13 protein-coding genes are annotated in these 16,233 nt (G+C 72.4%); 5 read left to right on the top strand and 8 right to left on the bottom strand.

The window, feature by feature from the left end; translation table 11 throughout:
* Positions 1-80: 80 nt before the first annotated feature.
* The gene (locus AC5L38_RS20950; RefSeq protein WP_495244495.1) at positions 81-1,244 is read left to right on the top strand and encodes a ThuA domain-containing protein; all 1,164 of its coding nucleotides are present in this window, start codon (positions 81-83) and stop codon (positions 1,242-1,244) included.
* Positions 1,245-1,266: 22 nt separating this feature from the next.
* On the opposite strand, the gene AC5L38_RS20945 is transcribed toward AC5L38_RS20950, so the two are convergent.
* The 3 genes from AC5L38_RS20945 to AC5L38_RS20935 all read right to left on the bottom strand — a co-directional run bounded on the left by AC5L38_RS20945 (position 1,267) and on the right by AC5L38_RS20935 (position 3,572).
* Positions 1,267-1,725, bottom strand: coding sequence for a MarR family winged helix-turn-helix transcriptional regulator (locus AC5L38_RS20945; RefSeq protein ID WP_495244494.1), 459 nt, complete (start codon positions 1,723-1,725; stop codon positions 1,267-1,269).
* 159 nt (positions 1,726-1,884) lie between these two features.
* Positions 1,885-2,928 (bottom strand): trypsin-like serine peptidase, encoded by a 1,044-nt coding sequence (locus tag AC5L38_RS20940; RefSeq protein WP_495244493.1) that lies wholly within the window; start codon positions 2,926-2,928, stop codon positions 1,885-1,887.
* A gap of 290 nt (positions 2,929-3,218) precedes the next feature.
* Entirely contained in the window at positions 3,219-3,572 is a 354-nt protein-coding gene (locus AC5L38_RS20935; protein ID WP_495244492.1) for an ArsR/SmtB family transcription factor, read from the bottom strand.
* Between the two features lie 56 nt (positions 3,573-3,628).
* Here AC5L38_RS20935 and AC5L38_RS20930 point away from each other — a divergent pair, with 56 nt between their 5' ends.
* Positions 3,629-4,393, top strand: a complete 765-nt coding sequence (locus tag AC5L38_RS20930) for an SDR family NAD(P)-dependent oxidoreductase (protein WP_495244491.1) — start codon at positions 3,629-3,631, stop codon at positions 4,391-4,393.
* Between the two features lie 163 nt (positions 4,394-4,556).
* On the opposite strand, the gene AC5L38_RS20925 is transcribed toward AC5L38_RS20930, so the two are convergent.
* Complete coding sequence (locus tag AC5L38_RS20925) at positions 4,557-5,285, bottom strand: SDR family oxidoreductase (protein ID WP_495244490.1); 729 nt, start codon at positions 5,283-5,285, stop codon at positions 4,557-4,559.
* Positions 5,286-5,404: 119 nt separating this feature from the next.
* Here AC5L38_RS20925 and AC5L38_RS20920 point away from each other — a divergent pair, with 119 nt between their 5' ends.
* The 3 genes from AC5L38_RS20920 (at position 5,405) to AC5L38_RS20910 (ending at position 10,580) form a co-directional block, all read left to right on the top strand.
* Positions 5,405-5,881, top strand: a complete 477-nt coding sequence (locus AC5L38_RS20920; protein ID WP_495244568.1) for an RrF2 family transcriptional regulator — start codon at positions 5,405-5,407, stop codon at positions 5,879-5,881.
* A 55-nt stretch (positions 5,882-5,936) separates the two neighbouring features.
* Positions 5,937-7,118, top strand: a complete 1,182-nt coding sequence (locus AC5L38_RS20915; RefSeq protein WP_495244489.1) for a hypothetical protein — start codon at positions 5,937-5,939, stop codon at positions 7,116-7,118.
* Between the two features lie 237 nt (positions 7,119-7,355).
* The gene (locus tag AC5L38_RS20910; protein WP_495244488.1) at positions 7,356-10,580 is read left to right on the top strand and encodes an AfsR/SARP family transcriptional regulator; all 3,225 of its coding nucleotides are present in this window, start codon (positions 7,356-7,358) and stop codon (positions 10,578-10,580) included.
* Between the two features lie 181 nt (positions 10,581-10,761).
* Here AC5L38_RS20910 and AC5L38_RS20905 read toward each other — a convergent pair whose 3' ends face one another.
* From AC5L38_RS20905 to AC5L38_RS20890, 4 genes are read right to left on the bottom strand one after another with little or no spacing between them, the layout of a single operon-like run.
* Positions 10,762-12,042, bottom strand: coding sequence for a Zn-dependent hydrolase (locus AC5L38_RS20905; RefSeq protein ID WP_495244487.1), 1,281 nt, complete (start codon positions 12,040-12,042; stop codon positions 10,762-10,764).
* The gene (locus AC5L38_RS20900; protein WP_495244486.1) at positions 12,039-12,215 is read right to left on the bottom strand and encodes an MbtH family protein; all 177 of its coding nucleotides are present in this window, start codon (positions 12,213-12,215) and stop codon (positions 12,039-12,041) included. The genes AC5L38_RS20905 and AC5L38_RS20900 overlap by 4 nt, the downstream gene beginning before the upstream one ends.
* A 1-nt stretch (position 12,216) precedes the next feature.
* Positions 12,217-12,993, bottom strand: coding sequence for a thioesterase II family protein (locus AC5L38_RS20895; protein ID WP_495244485.1), 777 nt, complete (start codon positions 12,991-12,993; stop codon positions 12,217-12,219).
* 58 nt (positions 12,994-13,051) lie between these two features.
* Complete coding sequence (locus tag AC5L38_RS20890; protein WP_495244484.1) at positions 13,052-16,213, bottom strand: condensation domain-containing protein; 3,162 nt, start codon at positions 16,211-16,213, stop codon at positions 13,052-13,054.
* Between the last annotated feature and the right edge of the window lie 20 nt (positions 16,214-16,233).

The following is a 16,233-nucleotide window of genomic DNA, read 5'->3' as shown; positions in this document are numbered from 1 at the left end:
TCCGCACACGACATCTCCGCGTACGACGTCTCACACGCACGATTTTCCGCACAAGACTTTCCGTATACGAAAGGACAGCGATGCGCAGTCTCATCGCACGCGGGCTGGCGACAGTCGCGGCGGCCACCATGGCGGCCGCGACCGTGCTCGTCCCGGCAGCGGCCCAGGCCGCCGCGGCCCCGTTCGAGGTACTGGTCTTCTCCAAGACGGCCGGATTCCGCCACGACTCCATCCCGACCGGCATCCAGACCATCAGGGACCTGGGCACCGCCAACGGCTTCAGCGTCACCGCGACCGAGGACGCGAACGCCTTCAACGCGTCCAACCTGGCCACGTACGAGGCCGTGATCTTCCTCAGCACCACCGGTGACGTGCTCAACGACACCCAGCAGACCGCGTTCCAGAACTACGTCAACGGCGGCGGCGGCTACCTCGGCATCCACGCGGCGGCCGACACCGAGTACGGCTGGGCCTACTACGGCCAGCTCGTCGGCGCCTGGTTCAACGGTCACCCCGCGATCCAGCAGGCCACCGTGAGGACCGAGGACAACACCCACCCGGCCACCTCCCACCTCGGCGCCACCTGGAGCCGCAGCGACGAGTGGTACAACTACGGCACCAACCCCCGCTCCACCGCGCGCGTCCTGCAGTCCCTCGACGAGGGCAGCTACAGCGGCGGCACCATGAACGGTGACCACCCCATCACCTGGTGCCACCCGCAGGGGTCGGGCCGCTCCTTCTACACGGGCCTGGGCCACACCATCCAGTCCTACGCCGAGACGGCCTTCCGCAGCCTGCTGCTCGGCGGCATCAGGTACGCGGCCGGACAGGTCGCGGCCGACTGCAGCCCGAGGACCGGCGGCTCCACCACGGTCGAGGGCGAGGCCTACACCTCCAACTTCGGCGTGCAGCAGGCGAACCACGGCCCGGCCAGCGGCGGCAAGACGGTGGGCTACATCGACAACGGCGACTGGGCCGGTTACTCGTCGGTGAACGCCTCCGGGGCGAAGACCTTCAGCGCCCGCGTCTCCTCGGCGGGTGCCGGCGGCACCATCCGGGTCCGCGCCGGTTCGCAGACCGGGACGGTGCTCGGCACGGTGACCGTGACCAATACCGGCAGCTGGGACACCTTCAGGACCGTCTCCACCACCCTCACCGCGACGGGTTCGGGGCCGATCTTCCTCACCTTCAGCGGCGGCTCCGGCTCGCTGTTCGACGTGGACACCTTCACCATCACCAGGTAGTGCCCGGCGGTCGGCGGGTGCCTCACACGATCGTGATCAACTTGATCAGTTGCTCGCGGAAGTGGTCGTACTCGTCGACCGCGCCCAGCAGGACGTCGGAGTCGCGCTCCTCGCGGCGCGCGGTCTCCAGCACCTCCCGCCCCGCGGGGGTGATCTCGACGAGCGTGCGCCTCCGGTCGCGCTCGTCGGTCCCGCGCACCACGTAACCGGCCCGGCGCAGGCCCTCGATCGTCCGGCTCATCGTCTGGTCGGTCACCCGGCACAGCGTCGCGAGCTCCCGCTGCGACAGCCGGCCGTCGACGACGTGGTGCAGGGCGATCATGCCCGCGTGGGTGAGGTCGTGCGCGGCGAGGAAGTCGTGGAAGCGGCCCTCGACCATCCGGGCGGCCACCGACAGCAGGCGGCCCGTGGGCCACGAGCGGATGTCCGCGCGCATCGCCTGCGGATCCGGAGCGGCTCGCTGCTCATCTTCCTTGGCCACCCGCCAATTGTCACAGACGCGAGAGCCGTGGGCCCCCGCGCCACCGGGGGAACCGCTGATGCCGGTCCGGGCGCGGTGTCATGGCCCGGAGTGCCGCGACACCCCCGACCATGACACCGCGCCCGCCCCTCCGGGCGGACGCGGCGGGCATGAGGTTGTCTAGAGGACGACCACGCCGGTCCAGAGGTTGACGGCTTTCTGGTAGACCAGGCACAACTCGGTGTCGAAGTACGGTGAGACTCCGGTGTCGTACCGGTTGTCGCCGTCGGTGTCGGAGACGCCGATCGTGAGGCCGTTGAGATAGCCGGTACCGCTGTCGCTCGTGTAGCCGGTCAGCCACGAGGAGCCCAGAGAGCCCTCACCGGTGAAGGGGGAGTCCGCGCCGACGGGCCGGTCCATGGGGAGACCGGTGACGTTCATCGTGAACGTCGGCCCGGTCGAGTGTTCGAGGGTCTGGCCCGTGTAGGGCGCGCCGCCGTCGGGGTTGGGGCCGGCCGGGTAGCCGAAGACGTCGACCGTGGGCGCGAGCGGCTGGTTGAACACGATCCCCTGGGCGCCGACGTTCTCGGCCAGCCTTCCGGTGTCGGCCAGCACGCCAGGGGAGGAGGAGGTGACACCGCGGTACACGTTGACGAAGGCGATGTCGCGGTCGTAGTCCCGGATGTCGTCGAAGTCGCGGTGCACGAAGCTAGCCTTCCCGACATACAGCCCGAACGGGGCCGTGCCCTCGGAGTAGGCGGGGACGAAGACCCACTTGTCGAGCGGACCGGCCGGGGCCTCGACGTCGAGAAGGCAGTGACCCGCCGTCGCGACGACGTTCCGGTACTTCGAGTGCACGACCGTGCCGGTGCACCAGTGCGGCTGGAGGTCGCTGCCGACGAAGAACACCTTGCCCCAGGTCGTGGGTGTGTCCCCTTCAGGCGAGGCCGGCCACTCCATCGGCGGTATGGAGTACTGGGGACCGGCCGGGACGATGTCCGTGGTCAGGCGCTCCCCGCCGACCACCGTCCGCACGGCGTACGGCGTGGCGTTCCTCAGGTTGGCGCCCTCGTCGGCGAGCCAGAAACCCGCGACCTGCTGGGCCGCCGTCGCGGTGGTGGCCAGCGGGACCATCACCGGACTCGCGGCCTGTGCCGGCCCGGCGACGACGGTGGAGCACAACACGATCAGACCGGTACCCAACGCGATCAGTGCACGTCTCAAGCTTGATCTCCCATCCAGTCACGGGCCTCTCCACGCCCTGTGGGCGTGGAGAGCCGGCCGATCGACCCGGCCGGCGAACAGCAAGATCGTAACTTTGGGAGAGATCATGTTTCCAGAAGTTTTAGATCACATGTTCGATACGGAGAGGGTGGGTCGTCGCCGACAGGCTCCGGGGGCCGGGGGTGACGGAAGGCCGTGGGCGGGCGCGGTGGCCCGGCCCGGCGTCCGTCCGGGGCCGGAGCCGTCCGGCCGGGTGATCTTCGGTGCCCGTCGCCGCCGAACCCGCTCGTTCAGGCGGCGTCGGGGTCTCTCTGCACGGTGACGTGCCGGCCGACGTCGTCGGTCTCGGCCGCGGCCAGCACCGTCGGCAGCAGCTCGGGGAAGCGGGCCTGCAGATCCTCCCGGCGCAGGACCACGTAGCAGCGGGTGCCCTCCTGGCGGGTGCGGGTCAGCCCGGCGTCGCGCAGGACTCGCAGGTGGTGGCTGAGCGTCGACTTGGCCACCGGTGCCCGCAGCTCTCCCCAGCCGCGCTCGCGCCCGTCGGCCAGCACGCGCACCAGCCCGACCCGGATCGGGTCGCTGAGGGCGGCCATCACCCTGGTCAGCGCGATCTCGCCCGTCTCGGGGTGGTGTGCCTGTCTCATCCTGCGATGTTATACGTTGTTCGATGTTTCATAAACATCGAACATTGGGGGACTTCGTGACAGACCAGCTCACCGGCCGGATGCGAGGCGGTGCCGTGATCGTGACCGGCGCCGGATCCGGGATCGGCCGCGCCACCGCGCTCGCCTTCGCCCGCGCCGGAGCGCACGTCCTCGGAGTGGGGCGCCGCGAGGAACCCCTGCGGGCCACGGCGGAGCAGCACCCCGGCATCGCCTTCCTGGCCGTCGACATCCGCGCAGACGGGGCCGCTCGAACGATCGTCGACGAGGTGATCGAGCGGTGGGGGCGTCTGGACGTCCTGGTGAACAACGCCGGGGCCACCGCGATGATGCCGCTCGCCGACACCGACGCCCAGCGTGTCAACGACCTGTTCGCCCTCAACGTCACCGCGCCCAGCGTGCTCGCCCACGCCGCGCTGCCGCACCTTCGCGCCGGTCGCGGCGCGATCGTCAACGTCTCCTCCACCTACGGCCACCGGCCGCTGCCCGGCGCGGCCCACTACGCCGCGTCCAAGGCGGCCCTGGAGCAGCTGACCCGCAGCTGGGCGCTGGAGCTGGCCGCCGACGGCGTCCGGGTCAACGCGCTGGCCCCCGGCCCCACGGAGAGCGAGGCCCTGGCCGCCGCCGGGTTGTCCGAGGTGGCGGTCGAGCAGATCAAGCGGGACGAGGCCGCGAGCATCCCGCTCGGCCGCCGTGGGACCCCCGAGGAGGTGGCCGCCTGGATCGTGCACCTGGCCGACCCCGCGGCCACCTGGATCACCGGCCAGGTCCTCACCGTCGACGGCGGCCTGGAACTCGCCTGAGGCCGCACGCGGGATGGCGCGTTCCAGGCGCCCGCCGTGCGGGGGCCGCTCCCGCGCGGCTCCTCGCCGGTCCTCGCCGGTCCTCGCCGGTCCTCGCCGGTCCTCGCCGGTCCTTGCCGGTCCTCGCCGGTTCTCGTCGAGCGTCGCGTACGCGGCGCGCGGCCTACTTCAGCCAGTCGGCGTAGTGGGTGGGGGCGATGCGGGCGCCGTCCTTGGCGGTGAGGACGTCGCCGGGGACGACGGCGAACATGCCGCCGTTGTCGTCGGTGGTCACCGAGCGCTTGTCGTCCTTGGCGGCGAGGGTGATCCGGCCCAGCTCGTCCAGCGGGTACACGTCGGGGCCGGCCAGGTCGAGGACGCCGTTCAGGGGCGCCCCGGCCGCGACGTCGGCGACGGTGGCGGCGACGTCCGCCGCGGCGACCGGCTGGAGGGGGGTGCGGGGCAGGCGGATGGTCTCCTCGTCGGCGGTCCAGGACAGGATGGCGTCGACGAACTCCATGAACTGTGCGGCGCGCACGATGGAGTAGGGGATGGGACCGGCCTTGAGCAGGTCCTCCTGGAGGGTCTTGGCGCGGTAGTAGTCGGTGGGGACCTGGTCGACGCCGATGATGGACAGGATGACGAAGTGCCCGGCGCCCGCCCGCCCGGCCGCGGCCAGCAGGGTGTCCATCGAGGTCTGGAAGAACGCGGGGGAGGCCTCGTCGAAGGTCGGGGAGTTGGTCAGGTTGACGACCACGTCGGCGCCGGCCAGTGCCGCGTCCACCCCCTGGCCGGTGAGCACGTCGACCCCGGTGGACAGCGAGTGCGGCACCGCCTCGTGCCCGGCCTCGTTCAGGATCTTCACGACCTTGGATCCGATCAGCCCGGTTCCGCCGATGACTGCGAACTTCATGACACGTCCTGCTTCCCTTGATGAGCCATGCCCGCTAACTCGGACATTTGCTATCCGGGATGCTACACGGACATTTTTTATCCGAGTAAACGGGAGGAGGTTAGGGTGAAGAGGTGAAGATGTCCGGTGGGGTCGAGTGGGCTCTGCACTGCTGTGTCGTGCTGACCTCGGTGAAGGAGCCGGCGCCGGCCGCGAGGCTGGCGCAGCTGCACGACGTCTCGCCCAGCTACCTGGCCAAACAGCTCCAGGCCCTCTCGCGCGCCGGGCTCGTCCAGTCGGTCCAGGGCAAGGCGGGCGGCTACGTCCTCACCCGCTCTCCGGAGCTGATCACCGTGCTCGACGTCGTCGAGGCCGTCGACGGTCCCGGCCCGGCCTTCGTCTGCACCGAGATCCGTCAGCGCGGCCCGATGGCCGCCTCGCCGGAGTCCTGCACCGCCCCCTGCGCCATCAGGCGCGCCATGGCCACCGCCGAGGCGGTCTGGCGGGACGCCCTGCGGGCCGTCTCGGTGGCCGACCTGGCCCGCGACGTCACCTCCGATTACGGCTCCGGCGTGCTGGCCGGGATCAGCGCGTGGCTGGGAGCGGGCGAGCCCTAGACCTCTCCCGGCGGGCCGGAACACCTGTTTGTTCAGCAAGCTGAGTAAATGCATAATGCTCAGTGTGCTGAACGATATTCGCCGCCCGAGTGCCGGTCGTACCCTCGCGCTGGGGATCGTGGCCAGCGCGGTTCTCACCGGGTTGGTCTGGCTGCTCGGCCAGCGGCTGCAGGGCATCCGGCTGCTGCCCGACCAGGGTGCCTCCTGGTACTACTGGAAGCTGCCCGAGCCCACCGTCTGGACCCGCGCCTCCGCCTGGCTCGGCTACGCGGCCCACCAGCTCGCCGTCTGGGGGCTGATCTACTACGCCCAGACGAGGGTGCGCCGCTACACCGCAGGACTGCACCGGGTGAACGTCCTGGCGCTGGCGGTCAACTTCGGCTTCATCGTCCTGCACACCCTGCAGACCCACCTGTTCTACGACGGGCTCGCGCAGGACGTCTCGATCTTCAGCTCGCAGGGGTCGGTGGTCCTGCTGCTGGTGGTGGTCCTGCTGATGGAGAACGGCCGCCGTGGCCTGTTCGCCGGGCGGCCCGCCCCCATCTCCACGGAGGTGGTGGGGTTCGCCCGCAGATATCACGGCTACCTGTTCAGCTGGGCGGCGATATTCACCTTCTGGTACCACCCCATGGAGAGCACGAGCGGCCACCTGATCGGCTTCTTCTACATGTTCCTGCTCCTGCTGCAGGGCAGCCTGTTCATGACCCGCGCGCACACCGACCGCTGGTGGACCGCGACGCTGGAACTCCTCGTCGCCGTGCACGGCACCCTCGTGGCGGTGATGAACAGCGGCCCCGGCGGCATGTGGCCGATGTTCCTGTTCGGTTTCCTCGGGATCTTCGTGATCACCCAGATGCACGGCCTGGGGCTGTCCCGCGCCACCAGGTGGGTCCTCGCCGCCCTCTACGCCGGTGCCGTCCTGGTGGTGTACGGCGTGCGTGGTCCCGGCAGGATCGACGAGATCGTCCGCATCCCCGCCATCGAGTACCTGCTGGTCGCCGTGGTGGCCCTGCTGCTCTGGCTGGGGCTGCGCACCGCCAGGCTGATCAGGGGCGGCAGCGGGGCCGGCGGGACCGGGGGGACCGGGGGGACCGGCGGGACCGGCGCCCGGCCCGCGGACGGCGTGCCCGTACCGGCGAGCGCCACCGCCCGTGCCGGCTCCACCGCCGGTGCCGGGTCCGCGCCGGTGGGTGACGACAGGGCCGGTGGCAATCGCGCCGGTGACGACGGCGTCTGAAGACGACGGCATCTGAAGCGGCCCGCCTTCTTGTGCGATTCCGGCCGCACCGGTCGGCGCGAATACGGACGTCCGGTCGCCGGAAACTCGAACAATCCCGCAAGTGGGGCCGTATGCGGGAGCGCTCACCCGACAAAGACTGGACATGCAATGACAAATGCTGTTGGAATGGGGTTTTTCGTGAGTAAATGATTCACCCTGCGTAAGGGGCAGTCGAACACTTCCCGATGGTGGCGCATGGACACTGCTCTGTCGTTTCGAGTTCTCGGTCCACTTGAAGTCCTGGTAGGTGAGCAACGGGTCTCGATCGGCGGGTCACGCCAGCGCATCATTCTCGCCACGCTCATCCTGCGCGCGGGCCGGGTCGTCCCCGTCGACCTGCTCGCCACGGCGATCTGGGGCGAACGCCCGCCCCCCACCGCCCGGAGCCAGGTGGTCATCTGCGTCTCCGGGCTCCGTCGCGCCTTCCTGGAGGCGGGGGCGCCGGCGAACCTGCTCGGCACCTCCTCTCCCGGGTACGTCCTGCAGGCCGACCCGTCGCAGGTCGACGTCCTGCTCGCCGAGCGCCTCGCCTCCCAGGCGCGGTCCGCGGAGAGCGCGGGCGACCCCGCCGGAGCCGCCCGGCTGTTCGCCGAGGCGTGCGGCCTGTGGCGCGGCCCGGTCCTGGCGGGCATCGAGAGCGTGTTCGTCGAGTCCGAGGCGCGAAGGCTGGACGACCGCCAGCTGACCCTCACCGAGGAGCGCGTCCAGCTGGAGCTGGCCCTGGGCAGGCACCGGGAACTCATCGACGACCTCGCCGTCTTCGTCGACGCCAACCCGCTGCGCGAGCGGCTGCGCGCCCAGCTGATGCTGGCCAGGTACCGGTGCGGGCGCCGGGCGGAGGCGCTCGACACGTACCGGATCGGGCGGATGCAGCTGGTCGAGGAGCTCGGCATCGAACCGGGCACCGAGCTGCAGGCCCTGCACGACGCCATCCTCCGCGACGACCCTGAGCTGACCCCGGCGCCCGCGCCGCCGCCCGCCCGCCCGGCCGCGTCCGTCCCCGAGGCCGCTTCGGAACCGGAACCCGTCACAGCTCCCGCCCCCGACCCCGCTCCCGCCGAGCCCACGGCGGCCCAGGCGGGCCAGCCGGGCCAGGTCGAGCACGGGGTGGTGCCCGCGCAGCTGCCCGCGGACGTGCCGCACTTCGTCGGCAGGGCCGGCGAGATCGCCGAGCTGGACGCCCTGCTGGACAAGCGGCTCGGGCAGGGGCTGCTCACCATCGCGCTCATCACCGGGGTGGGCGGGGTCGGCAAGTCGGGGCTGGCCGTGCACTGGGCGCACCGGGTCGCCTCCCGCTTCCCCGACGGCCAGCTCTTCGTGAACCTGCGCGGCTACGACCTCAACGCCCAGCCGCTGACGCCCGGCGCGGTCATGGACCGCTTCCTGCGGGCCTTCGGCATCGGCGGCGAGCGCATCCCCGAGGACCTGGACGAGCGCGCGGGCCTGCTGCGCACCGTCATCGGCAAGCGCCAGGTGCTGCTGGTGCTCGACAACGCCCGCGTCATCGACCAGGTCAGGCCGCTGCTGCCCGGCTCGGGCACCTGCTGCGTGATCGTGACCAGCCGGGACCCGCTGGGAGACCTCGCCCCCAGGGAGGGGGCCAGCGTGATCCATCTGGAGGTGCTGGGCTCGGCCGACTCCGCCGCGCTGCTCGCCGGGGTCGCCGACTCCGTGGTGATGGAGGAGGACCCCAAGGCCGCCGCCCGGCTGGGCGAGCTGTGCGACGGCCTGCCGCTGGCGTTGCGGATCGTGGGCGCCCGCCTCACCGCCCGCTCCTACTGGACCCCCGCCCGCCTGGCCAAGCGCCTCGCCGACGAGCGCCGCCGCCTGGACGAGCTGAGCTACGGCCAGCTGACCGTACGGGCCAGCTTCGCCCTCAGCTACCGCGACCTGAGCCCGCAGGCGGCGCTGATGTTCCGCAGGCTGGGGCTGCTGGAGGCGCCCGACTTCGCCTCCTGGGCGGGGGCGGCGCTGCTCGGCATCGACGACCTCGACGCCGAGGACCTGATCGACCAGCTGGTGGACGCCCAGCTGATCGAGGTGCTGGGCCGCGACGGCGCCGACCAGATCCGCTACCGCTTCCACGACCTGGTCAGGTTGTACGCCAGGGAGTGCGCCCACGCCGAGGAGGCGGCCGGGGACCGCGTCGCCGCGATCACCCGCGCCCTGAGCTGCTGGCTCGCGCTGGCCGAGGAGGCCCACCAGCGGGAGTACGGCGGCGCCTTCACCCAGCTGCACGGCGCGGTGCCCCGCTGGCGGCCCGCCGACCCGGACGAGTTGCTGGAACGGCCCCTCGACTGGCTGGACGCCGAGCGCGGAGCCCTCGTCGCCGCGATCTCCCAGGCCGCCCACCTCGGCGCGTCCGAGCTGTGCTGGGACCTCGCCGTCACCGCCACGACCCTCTTCGAGGTCCGCAGCTACTTCGACGACTGGCGTACCACCCACGAGACGGCCCTGGAGGCCGCGCGCAAGGCGGGCGACACGCGCGGTGAGGCGGCCGTGCTGTGCTCGATGGGAAGCATGTATCTCTTCCAGCAGGTGCCGGAGCCGGCGGGGGAGTATCTGAGCGCGGCGCGCGAGCTGTTCGAGAGGCTCGACGACCGCTACGGGATGGCGCTGGCGCTGCGCAACACCTCGCTGCTCGACCGGCTCGCGGGCCGTTTCGACATGGCGCTCGACGGGTTCCTCACGGCGAAGAGGGTCTTCGCCGAGGTCGGCGACCACTTCGCCGAGGCCCACGTGCTCGGGGGCATCGCCCAGGTCCATGTGGACCGGGGGAGGCTGGAGCTCGCCGAGCCCCTGCTGAGGCAGGCGCTGGAGGTCTTCCGCACGCTGGGCAGCGAGCGGGGGCAGGCGCAGATCCTCAACAGGCTGGGAGAGGCGCTGCTGCGCCAGGACCGGACCGTGGAGGCCGAGGAGACCGTGCGGGCCGCGCTGGCCCTGGTCAGGAAGAGGCAGGACGGTATCGGGCAGGCGTACATCCTGTGCGGGCTGGGGGAGATCCAGATCCGCCAGAACCTGACGGACGCCGCGGTGGAGAGCCTGGACGAGGCGCTCGTCATCGCCCAGGGGGTGCGGGAGAGGTTCGTGGAGGCGCGGATCCACCTGGCCTTCGGCCAGTTGCACGCCCGGTGCGGCCGGTTCGACGAGGCCGTGGCCCACCTGCGGGAGGCACTGGAGATATCCACTGAGATGGACACCCGGTTGTGGCGTTTCAGGGCCCTGTCCGCGCTGGGCGAGGTGTTTATCCTCAAGGGGGACGAGCCCGCGGCCTTCGATGCGCTGAATCGTGCTCTGGATTGTTGTGCCGACACCGGCTCCGAGGATTATCGGCTAATCACCGAGCGGTTGGCGACTTTATCCGTAATGCCCTCCGAATCATCAGGTCCATGTGCTGTCGCCGGTGGTGTGGGCGATTGACGCCGCCGCGGAGACCGTGCCCTGAACGACGGCCAGCGGGAGCGTGAAGAGCGCGGCAGTGGCGGTGACTTTCGCGGCCCAGGTAATCCACCGAGACATTTTCGACCTCATTCATCCGTGTTGTTTTCTTTCCTTGTTCCGTTCTGCGACAAACGTAGAATGAGGCGCGATCGAGTCGATATCACATCGGCAACCGGCCGATATCCGGGGTCGCGTCGCGCGTCAGCACCGCCGTGAGCAGCACGTCCGCCCCCCAGGCGAGGTGTTCCGGCGCCGTGTACTCCGCGGGCGCGTGGCTCACGCCGCCCCGGCTCGGCACGAATATCATCCCGACGGGCGCGATCCGCGCCACGATCTGCGCGTCGTGGCCGGCCCCGCTGGGCAGGCGGTGGTACGGCAGGCCCTGCCCGGCCGCGGAGCGGGCGACGATCTCGCGCAGCCCCGCGTCGCAGTCGACCGGCGCGGTGCGCGCCCCGGGCACGACCGTGACGCGGGTGCCGGTCGCGCCCGCGACCTCGGCGGCGACCTCGGCCAGCCGCGCCAGCGCCGCGTCCAGGGCCCCGGCCGAGGTGTCGCGGAACTCCACGCCCAGCCGGACCCTGCCGGGGATGACGTTCCACATGCCGGGCTCGACGGAGCACGTGCCGGTGGTGGCGCGCAGCACCAGGTGCTCGGCGGCGGCGATGGCCCGCACGGCCAGCACCAGCCGGGCGGCGCCGTCCAGCGCGTCGGCCCGGTGCTCCATGGGCGTGGTGCCCGCGTGACCGGCCGTGCCCTCGACGACGACCGAGACGTTCACCCGACCGGTGATCGTCTCGACCACCCCGATGGGCACGCCCAGCCGCTCCAGCACGTCCCCCTGCTCGATGTGCAGCTCCAGGTAGGCGGCGACGTCGCGGGGCGACCAGGCGGCCTCGGCCAGCCGGTCCGCGTCGCCCCCGACCGCCGCCAGCAGGTCGGCGACCGCGACGCCGCGGTCGTCGAGGGCGAGTGCCGCCTCCGGTGGCAGCGCGCCGGCGAAGCCGTGCGAGCCCAGCATTCCCATCGTGCCGTGGGCGCCCTCCTCGTCGCAGAAGGCCACCACCGCGAGCGGGTGGTTCAGCCGCACGCCCTCCTCGTACAGGGTCCTGGCCACCTCGATGCCGGCCAGCACCCCGTAGGCGCCGTCGTAGGCGCCGCCGTTGAGCACCGTGTCGATGTGCGAGCCCAGGACCAGCGCGGCTGCCCCCGGCACGGAGCCGGGGCGGCGGCCGATCAGGTTGCCGGCCGCGTCGACCTCCACGGCCAGGGCCGCCTCCTCCATGAGCCGCGCGACGTACGCGCGCCCCTCCACGTCCTGGGGCGTGAACGCCAGCCGGGTCACCCCGCCGCCGGGGACCGCGCCGATCGCGCCCAGCCGGGCCACGTGATCCACCAGACGCCCGGCGTTGACACGGGGCCGGGTCCCCTGCAGGACGGTCATGGCGTGCGCAGCGATCGGGGGCGCATGTCCGTCCACACCCGCTCGATGTGGGCCAGGCACTCGTCACGGCCGCCCGCGGTCCCGGTGGCGGCCCACCCGGCGGGCAGGGCCCGCCCGTGCGGCCACAGGGAGTACTGTTCCTCGTCGTTGACCACCACTACGTACGTGCTCACGTCAGGCCTCCAGGTCGCGGATGTCGCGGATGTCGCGGATGATGTGGCCGAGCAGCTCCGCCCGGCGCTCGTGCAGGAAGAAGTGGTCGCCGTCCAGCACCCGGAGCCGGAAGTCCCCGGCGGTGTGCGGGCCCCACAGCAGGGCCTCGCCGGGTGAGACGATCTCGTCCCCGTCGCCGGTGTAGACGACCAGCGGGCACGCCAGCGGCGCCTCGGCGGCGGGCAGGTAGGTCTCGGTCACCCGCAGGTCGGCCCGCACCCGGGGCAGGACCACCGCGAGCAGCCGGGGGTCGTCCAGCGGCAGGCCGCCGCTGCCGCCCAGGCGGCGCATCCAGGCCACCAGCTCGCCGTCGGGGGCGTCGTGGACGGCGGGGGCGCGCGGGCCGTCCGGCGCGCCGGCCGCCGCGGCCAGCAGCGCCCGGGGTGCGGGCGCTCCCCTCCGCCGCAGCTCCCTGGCCAGCTCGAACGCCACCCAGGCGCCCATGCTGTAGCCGAACAGCGCGTACGGCCGCCCCAGGTGCGGGGTGAGGGCGTCGGCCAGCTCGGCGACCAGGCCGTCCATCGCGGCGTGCGGGGCCTCGCGGAACCGGCGCTCGCGCCCCGGCAGGTGCACCGGCACCACCTCCACGGTGTCGGGCAGCAGGTCGGCCCACCGCTGGTATTCCACGGAGCCGCCGCCCGCGTACGGCAGGCAGAACAGCCGGATCGCGGCCTCCGGGCGGGGGGCGGGGAAGCTCACCGCCCGCGCCGCGCGGTCGAGCACGCGCGTCGTCGTCATCGCGTCACCTCACACGTCGTCATCTCATCGCTTGGTCGCCCGGTGCGGCGTCGTGCCGTCAGGGTGAGAGGGGAAGGTCCGGGGCGGTCACCAGGGCGGTGATCGTCCGTTCCAGCTCGGCGGCCATCGCGGCGACCGTCTCCGGGCGGAACAGCGCCGTGTCGTACTCCAGCACCGCCCGCGCCGAGCCGCCCAGGTCGGTGACCTCCAGGGCGAGGTCGAACTGCGAGGTGCCCAGCGGGACGGACAGCCGCTCGGCCGTCACCCCCGGCAACCCGTCGTCGGCCGACTCCAGCAGGCGCCGGTCGTGCAGGGTGAACAGCACGTCGAACAGGGTCCCGCGGCCCGTGCCCAGCTCCGCGGTGAGCCGCGACAGCGGCAGTTCCTGGTGCTCGTAGGCGCCGAGCAGGCTCTGCCGCACCCGGCCGACGACCTCGGTGAAGGTGCGCGTCCCGCCCAGGTGGGTGCGGACGGCCAGCGTGTTGACGAAGTGCCCGACCAGGTCGGCGACCTCGGTCCTGGACCGGCCGGAGACCACCGAGCCGACCACCACGTCCCGGGTCCCGGCGCGGCGGGCCAGCCAGACCTTGAACGCGGCCAGGTAGACCATGTGCGGTGTGGTGTCGGTGGCCCGGCACAGCTCCCGGACGTCGACCGGCAGGTCGAACGCGTGCTGGGCACCCTGGAACAGCGGCCGCCTGGGGCGCGGCAGGTCGGTGGGCAGCGCGGTGCCCTTCGAGTCCGCCAGCCGCTCCCGCCAGTAGCCCACCAGCCCGGCCAGCCGGTCGCCGGTCAGCGACTCGCGCTCCCAGACGGCGAAGTCGACGTACTGCACGCCGGGCTCCGGCGGTTCCGCGCAGGAGCCGGAGCCTTCGGCCCGCAGGCGGTAGAAGGCGCACAGCTCCCGCCAGAAGACCGCCGTCGACCAGCCGTCGAAGACGATGTGGTGCGCCAGGACGAGCAGCACGTGCTCGGTGGGGGAGATCCGGTAGAGGATCGGCCGCAGCAGCGGGCCCATGGCCAGGTCGAACGGCCTGCGGTACTCCTTGAGGATCAGCCCGGCGGCGTCGGCCGTCTCCACCACGGGCAGCGGCACCGGCGCCGGGTCGGCCACCCGCTGCACCGGCCCCCGCCTGGTCATCGTGAACGTGGTCCGCAGCGACTCGTGCCGGGAGAGCACCCGTCCGATCGCCCACTCCAGCGCCTCGACGTCCAGCGGGCCGCGCAGCCGGAACGCGTGCGGCGCGTTGTAGGCGGGACTCTTCGGGGCCAGCTGGTTGAGCACCCACAGGCTCTCCTGCGCGTGGGAGAGCGGGTAGGCGGCGCCGGGTGTCCTGGGCACCGGGCACGGCCCGGCCCCGGTGGGCCCGGCCAGCCAGCCGGCCAGCTCGGCGGGCGTCAGGTGGTGGAAGACGTCGGAGATGGACACCTCCACGCCCAGCCGGTCCTGGACGCGCATCGCCACCTGGACGGCGGCCAGGGAGTGGCCGCCCAGGTCGAAGAAGTCGTCGTCCGGGGCGATCTCCCCGGGGTCCAGGCCCAGTACCTCGCTCCAGATGCCGATGACGGTCTCCAGCAGCTCGGCCGCGCCTGTTCTCTCCGTGCTCGTTCCCGTCGTGCCCGTGCTCCCGGCCGCGGGGGTCTCCCCGGTCGTGGTGGCACGGGCTCCGGCGTCCGGGGCACCCGTGTGGGGTGCCCGGCCGCCTCGGGACGCCGACGGAGCCCTCGGGGTGGGGGCGCCGTCGTGTGTCACGACGCCGGGCCGCGGTTCCCACGGCACGGCGCCGACAGGGCGGCCGGGATCCCCGGCCGCGAAGTCCAGCACTCGCAGGTAGCCCTCGGCGAGCCAGGCGATCGTGGCCTCGTCGAACAGGCCGGTGTCGTAGCGCAGCAGGCCGGAGATCTCGCCGTCCGCGGAGACGAGCTCCAGCTCCACGTCGAAGCGGACGGTCGCCTGGTCGAGGGGGTACGTCGACAGGGCCAGCTCGCCCAGCCGCAGCAGCATGCCCCGCTCGCCCGCGGAGGAGGCGCCCAGCGGCGACACCGCCTCGGGCGCCTCGAACGACTCGGCTCGGACGATCTCCCCCCGCTGCGAGGCGCGCAGCGTGAACGCCACGTCGAACAGCGGGGAACGGCTCGGGTCGCGGTGCGCGCCCAGCCGCTCCACCAGCCGGGGGAACGGGTAGTCCTGGTTGTCCAGGGCGCCCAGCACGGCGTCCCGGGTGCGGCCGAGCACCTCGGAGAAGCCGGGGTCCCCCGACAGGTCGGCGCGCAGCACGACCGGGTTGACGAAGTAGCCGACCACGTCGGAGAACTCCGGGCGGCTGCGCCCGGAGGTCCAGGTGCCCAGCAGGAAGTCGTCCTGGCCGGCCGCCCTGCCCAGCAGCACCTGGAAGGCGGCCAGCAGCGTCGTGTACAGCGTGGAGCCGCCCCTCGCGGCCAGCTCCCCGACCGCCGCCGACCGCTCCGCGCCCAGCCGGAAGGCGTACGAGGAGCCCTGGAAGCCCTGGTCGGCGGGGCGGGGCCGGTCGGCGGGCAGCGCCAGCACCGGCGGCGGGTCCGCCAGCAGCCCGGTCCAGTACGCCTCCATCCGGGCGCCGTCGGGACCGGCCAGCATCGCCGCCTGCCACGCCACGAAGTCGGCGTAGGTCGCGGCGGGCGGCGCGGCGGACGGCCGGGCCCCGTTGCGCAGCGCGGTGTACGCCTGCCCCAGCTCCTCCAGCAGCTGGAACAGCGACCAGCCGTCGATCGCGATGTGGTGGGTGACCCAGAGCAGCACGGGCGCCGCGGCCGGGCGCCGCACCAGCACCACCCGCAGCACCGGCCCGTGCTCCAGGTCGAACGGCCGGGCCGCCTCGGCGCCCAGCAGGTCCGCGAGGTCCTGGCCGGGCGCGAGGTCGGCGAGGAAGAAGTCCAGGCCGCTCGTCGGGGCGACCCGCTGCACCGGGGTGCCCTTGACGTGCCCGTACGTCGTGCGGAAGATCGGGTGCCGGGCGATCAGCCACTCGAACGCGCCGCGCAGCGCGACCGGGTCGGCGTCGTCGTGCACCGTCCACGCGAACGGCATGTTGTAGGCGACGCTCGCCTCCCTGCGCACGCGGTCCATGAACCACAGGGACTGCTGGCCGTACGAGAGCGGGAAGGGCGCGTCGGCAGACCTCATCAGCCTGGCGAGCAGGGCGCGCTTGTCGGCGGGCGACAGTGGCGCTCGGGTCTCCATCGGAGTCCTCCAGTAGGGGG

The sequence above is a fragment of the Streptosporangium nanhuense genome (assembly GCF_059358815.1).
This window is presented reverse-complemented; position numbering and strand designations above follow the sequence as displayed.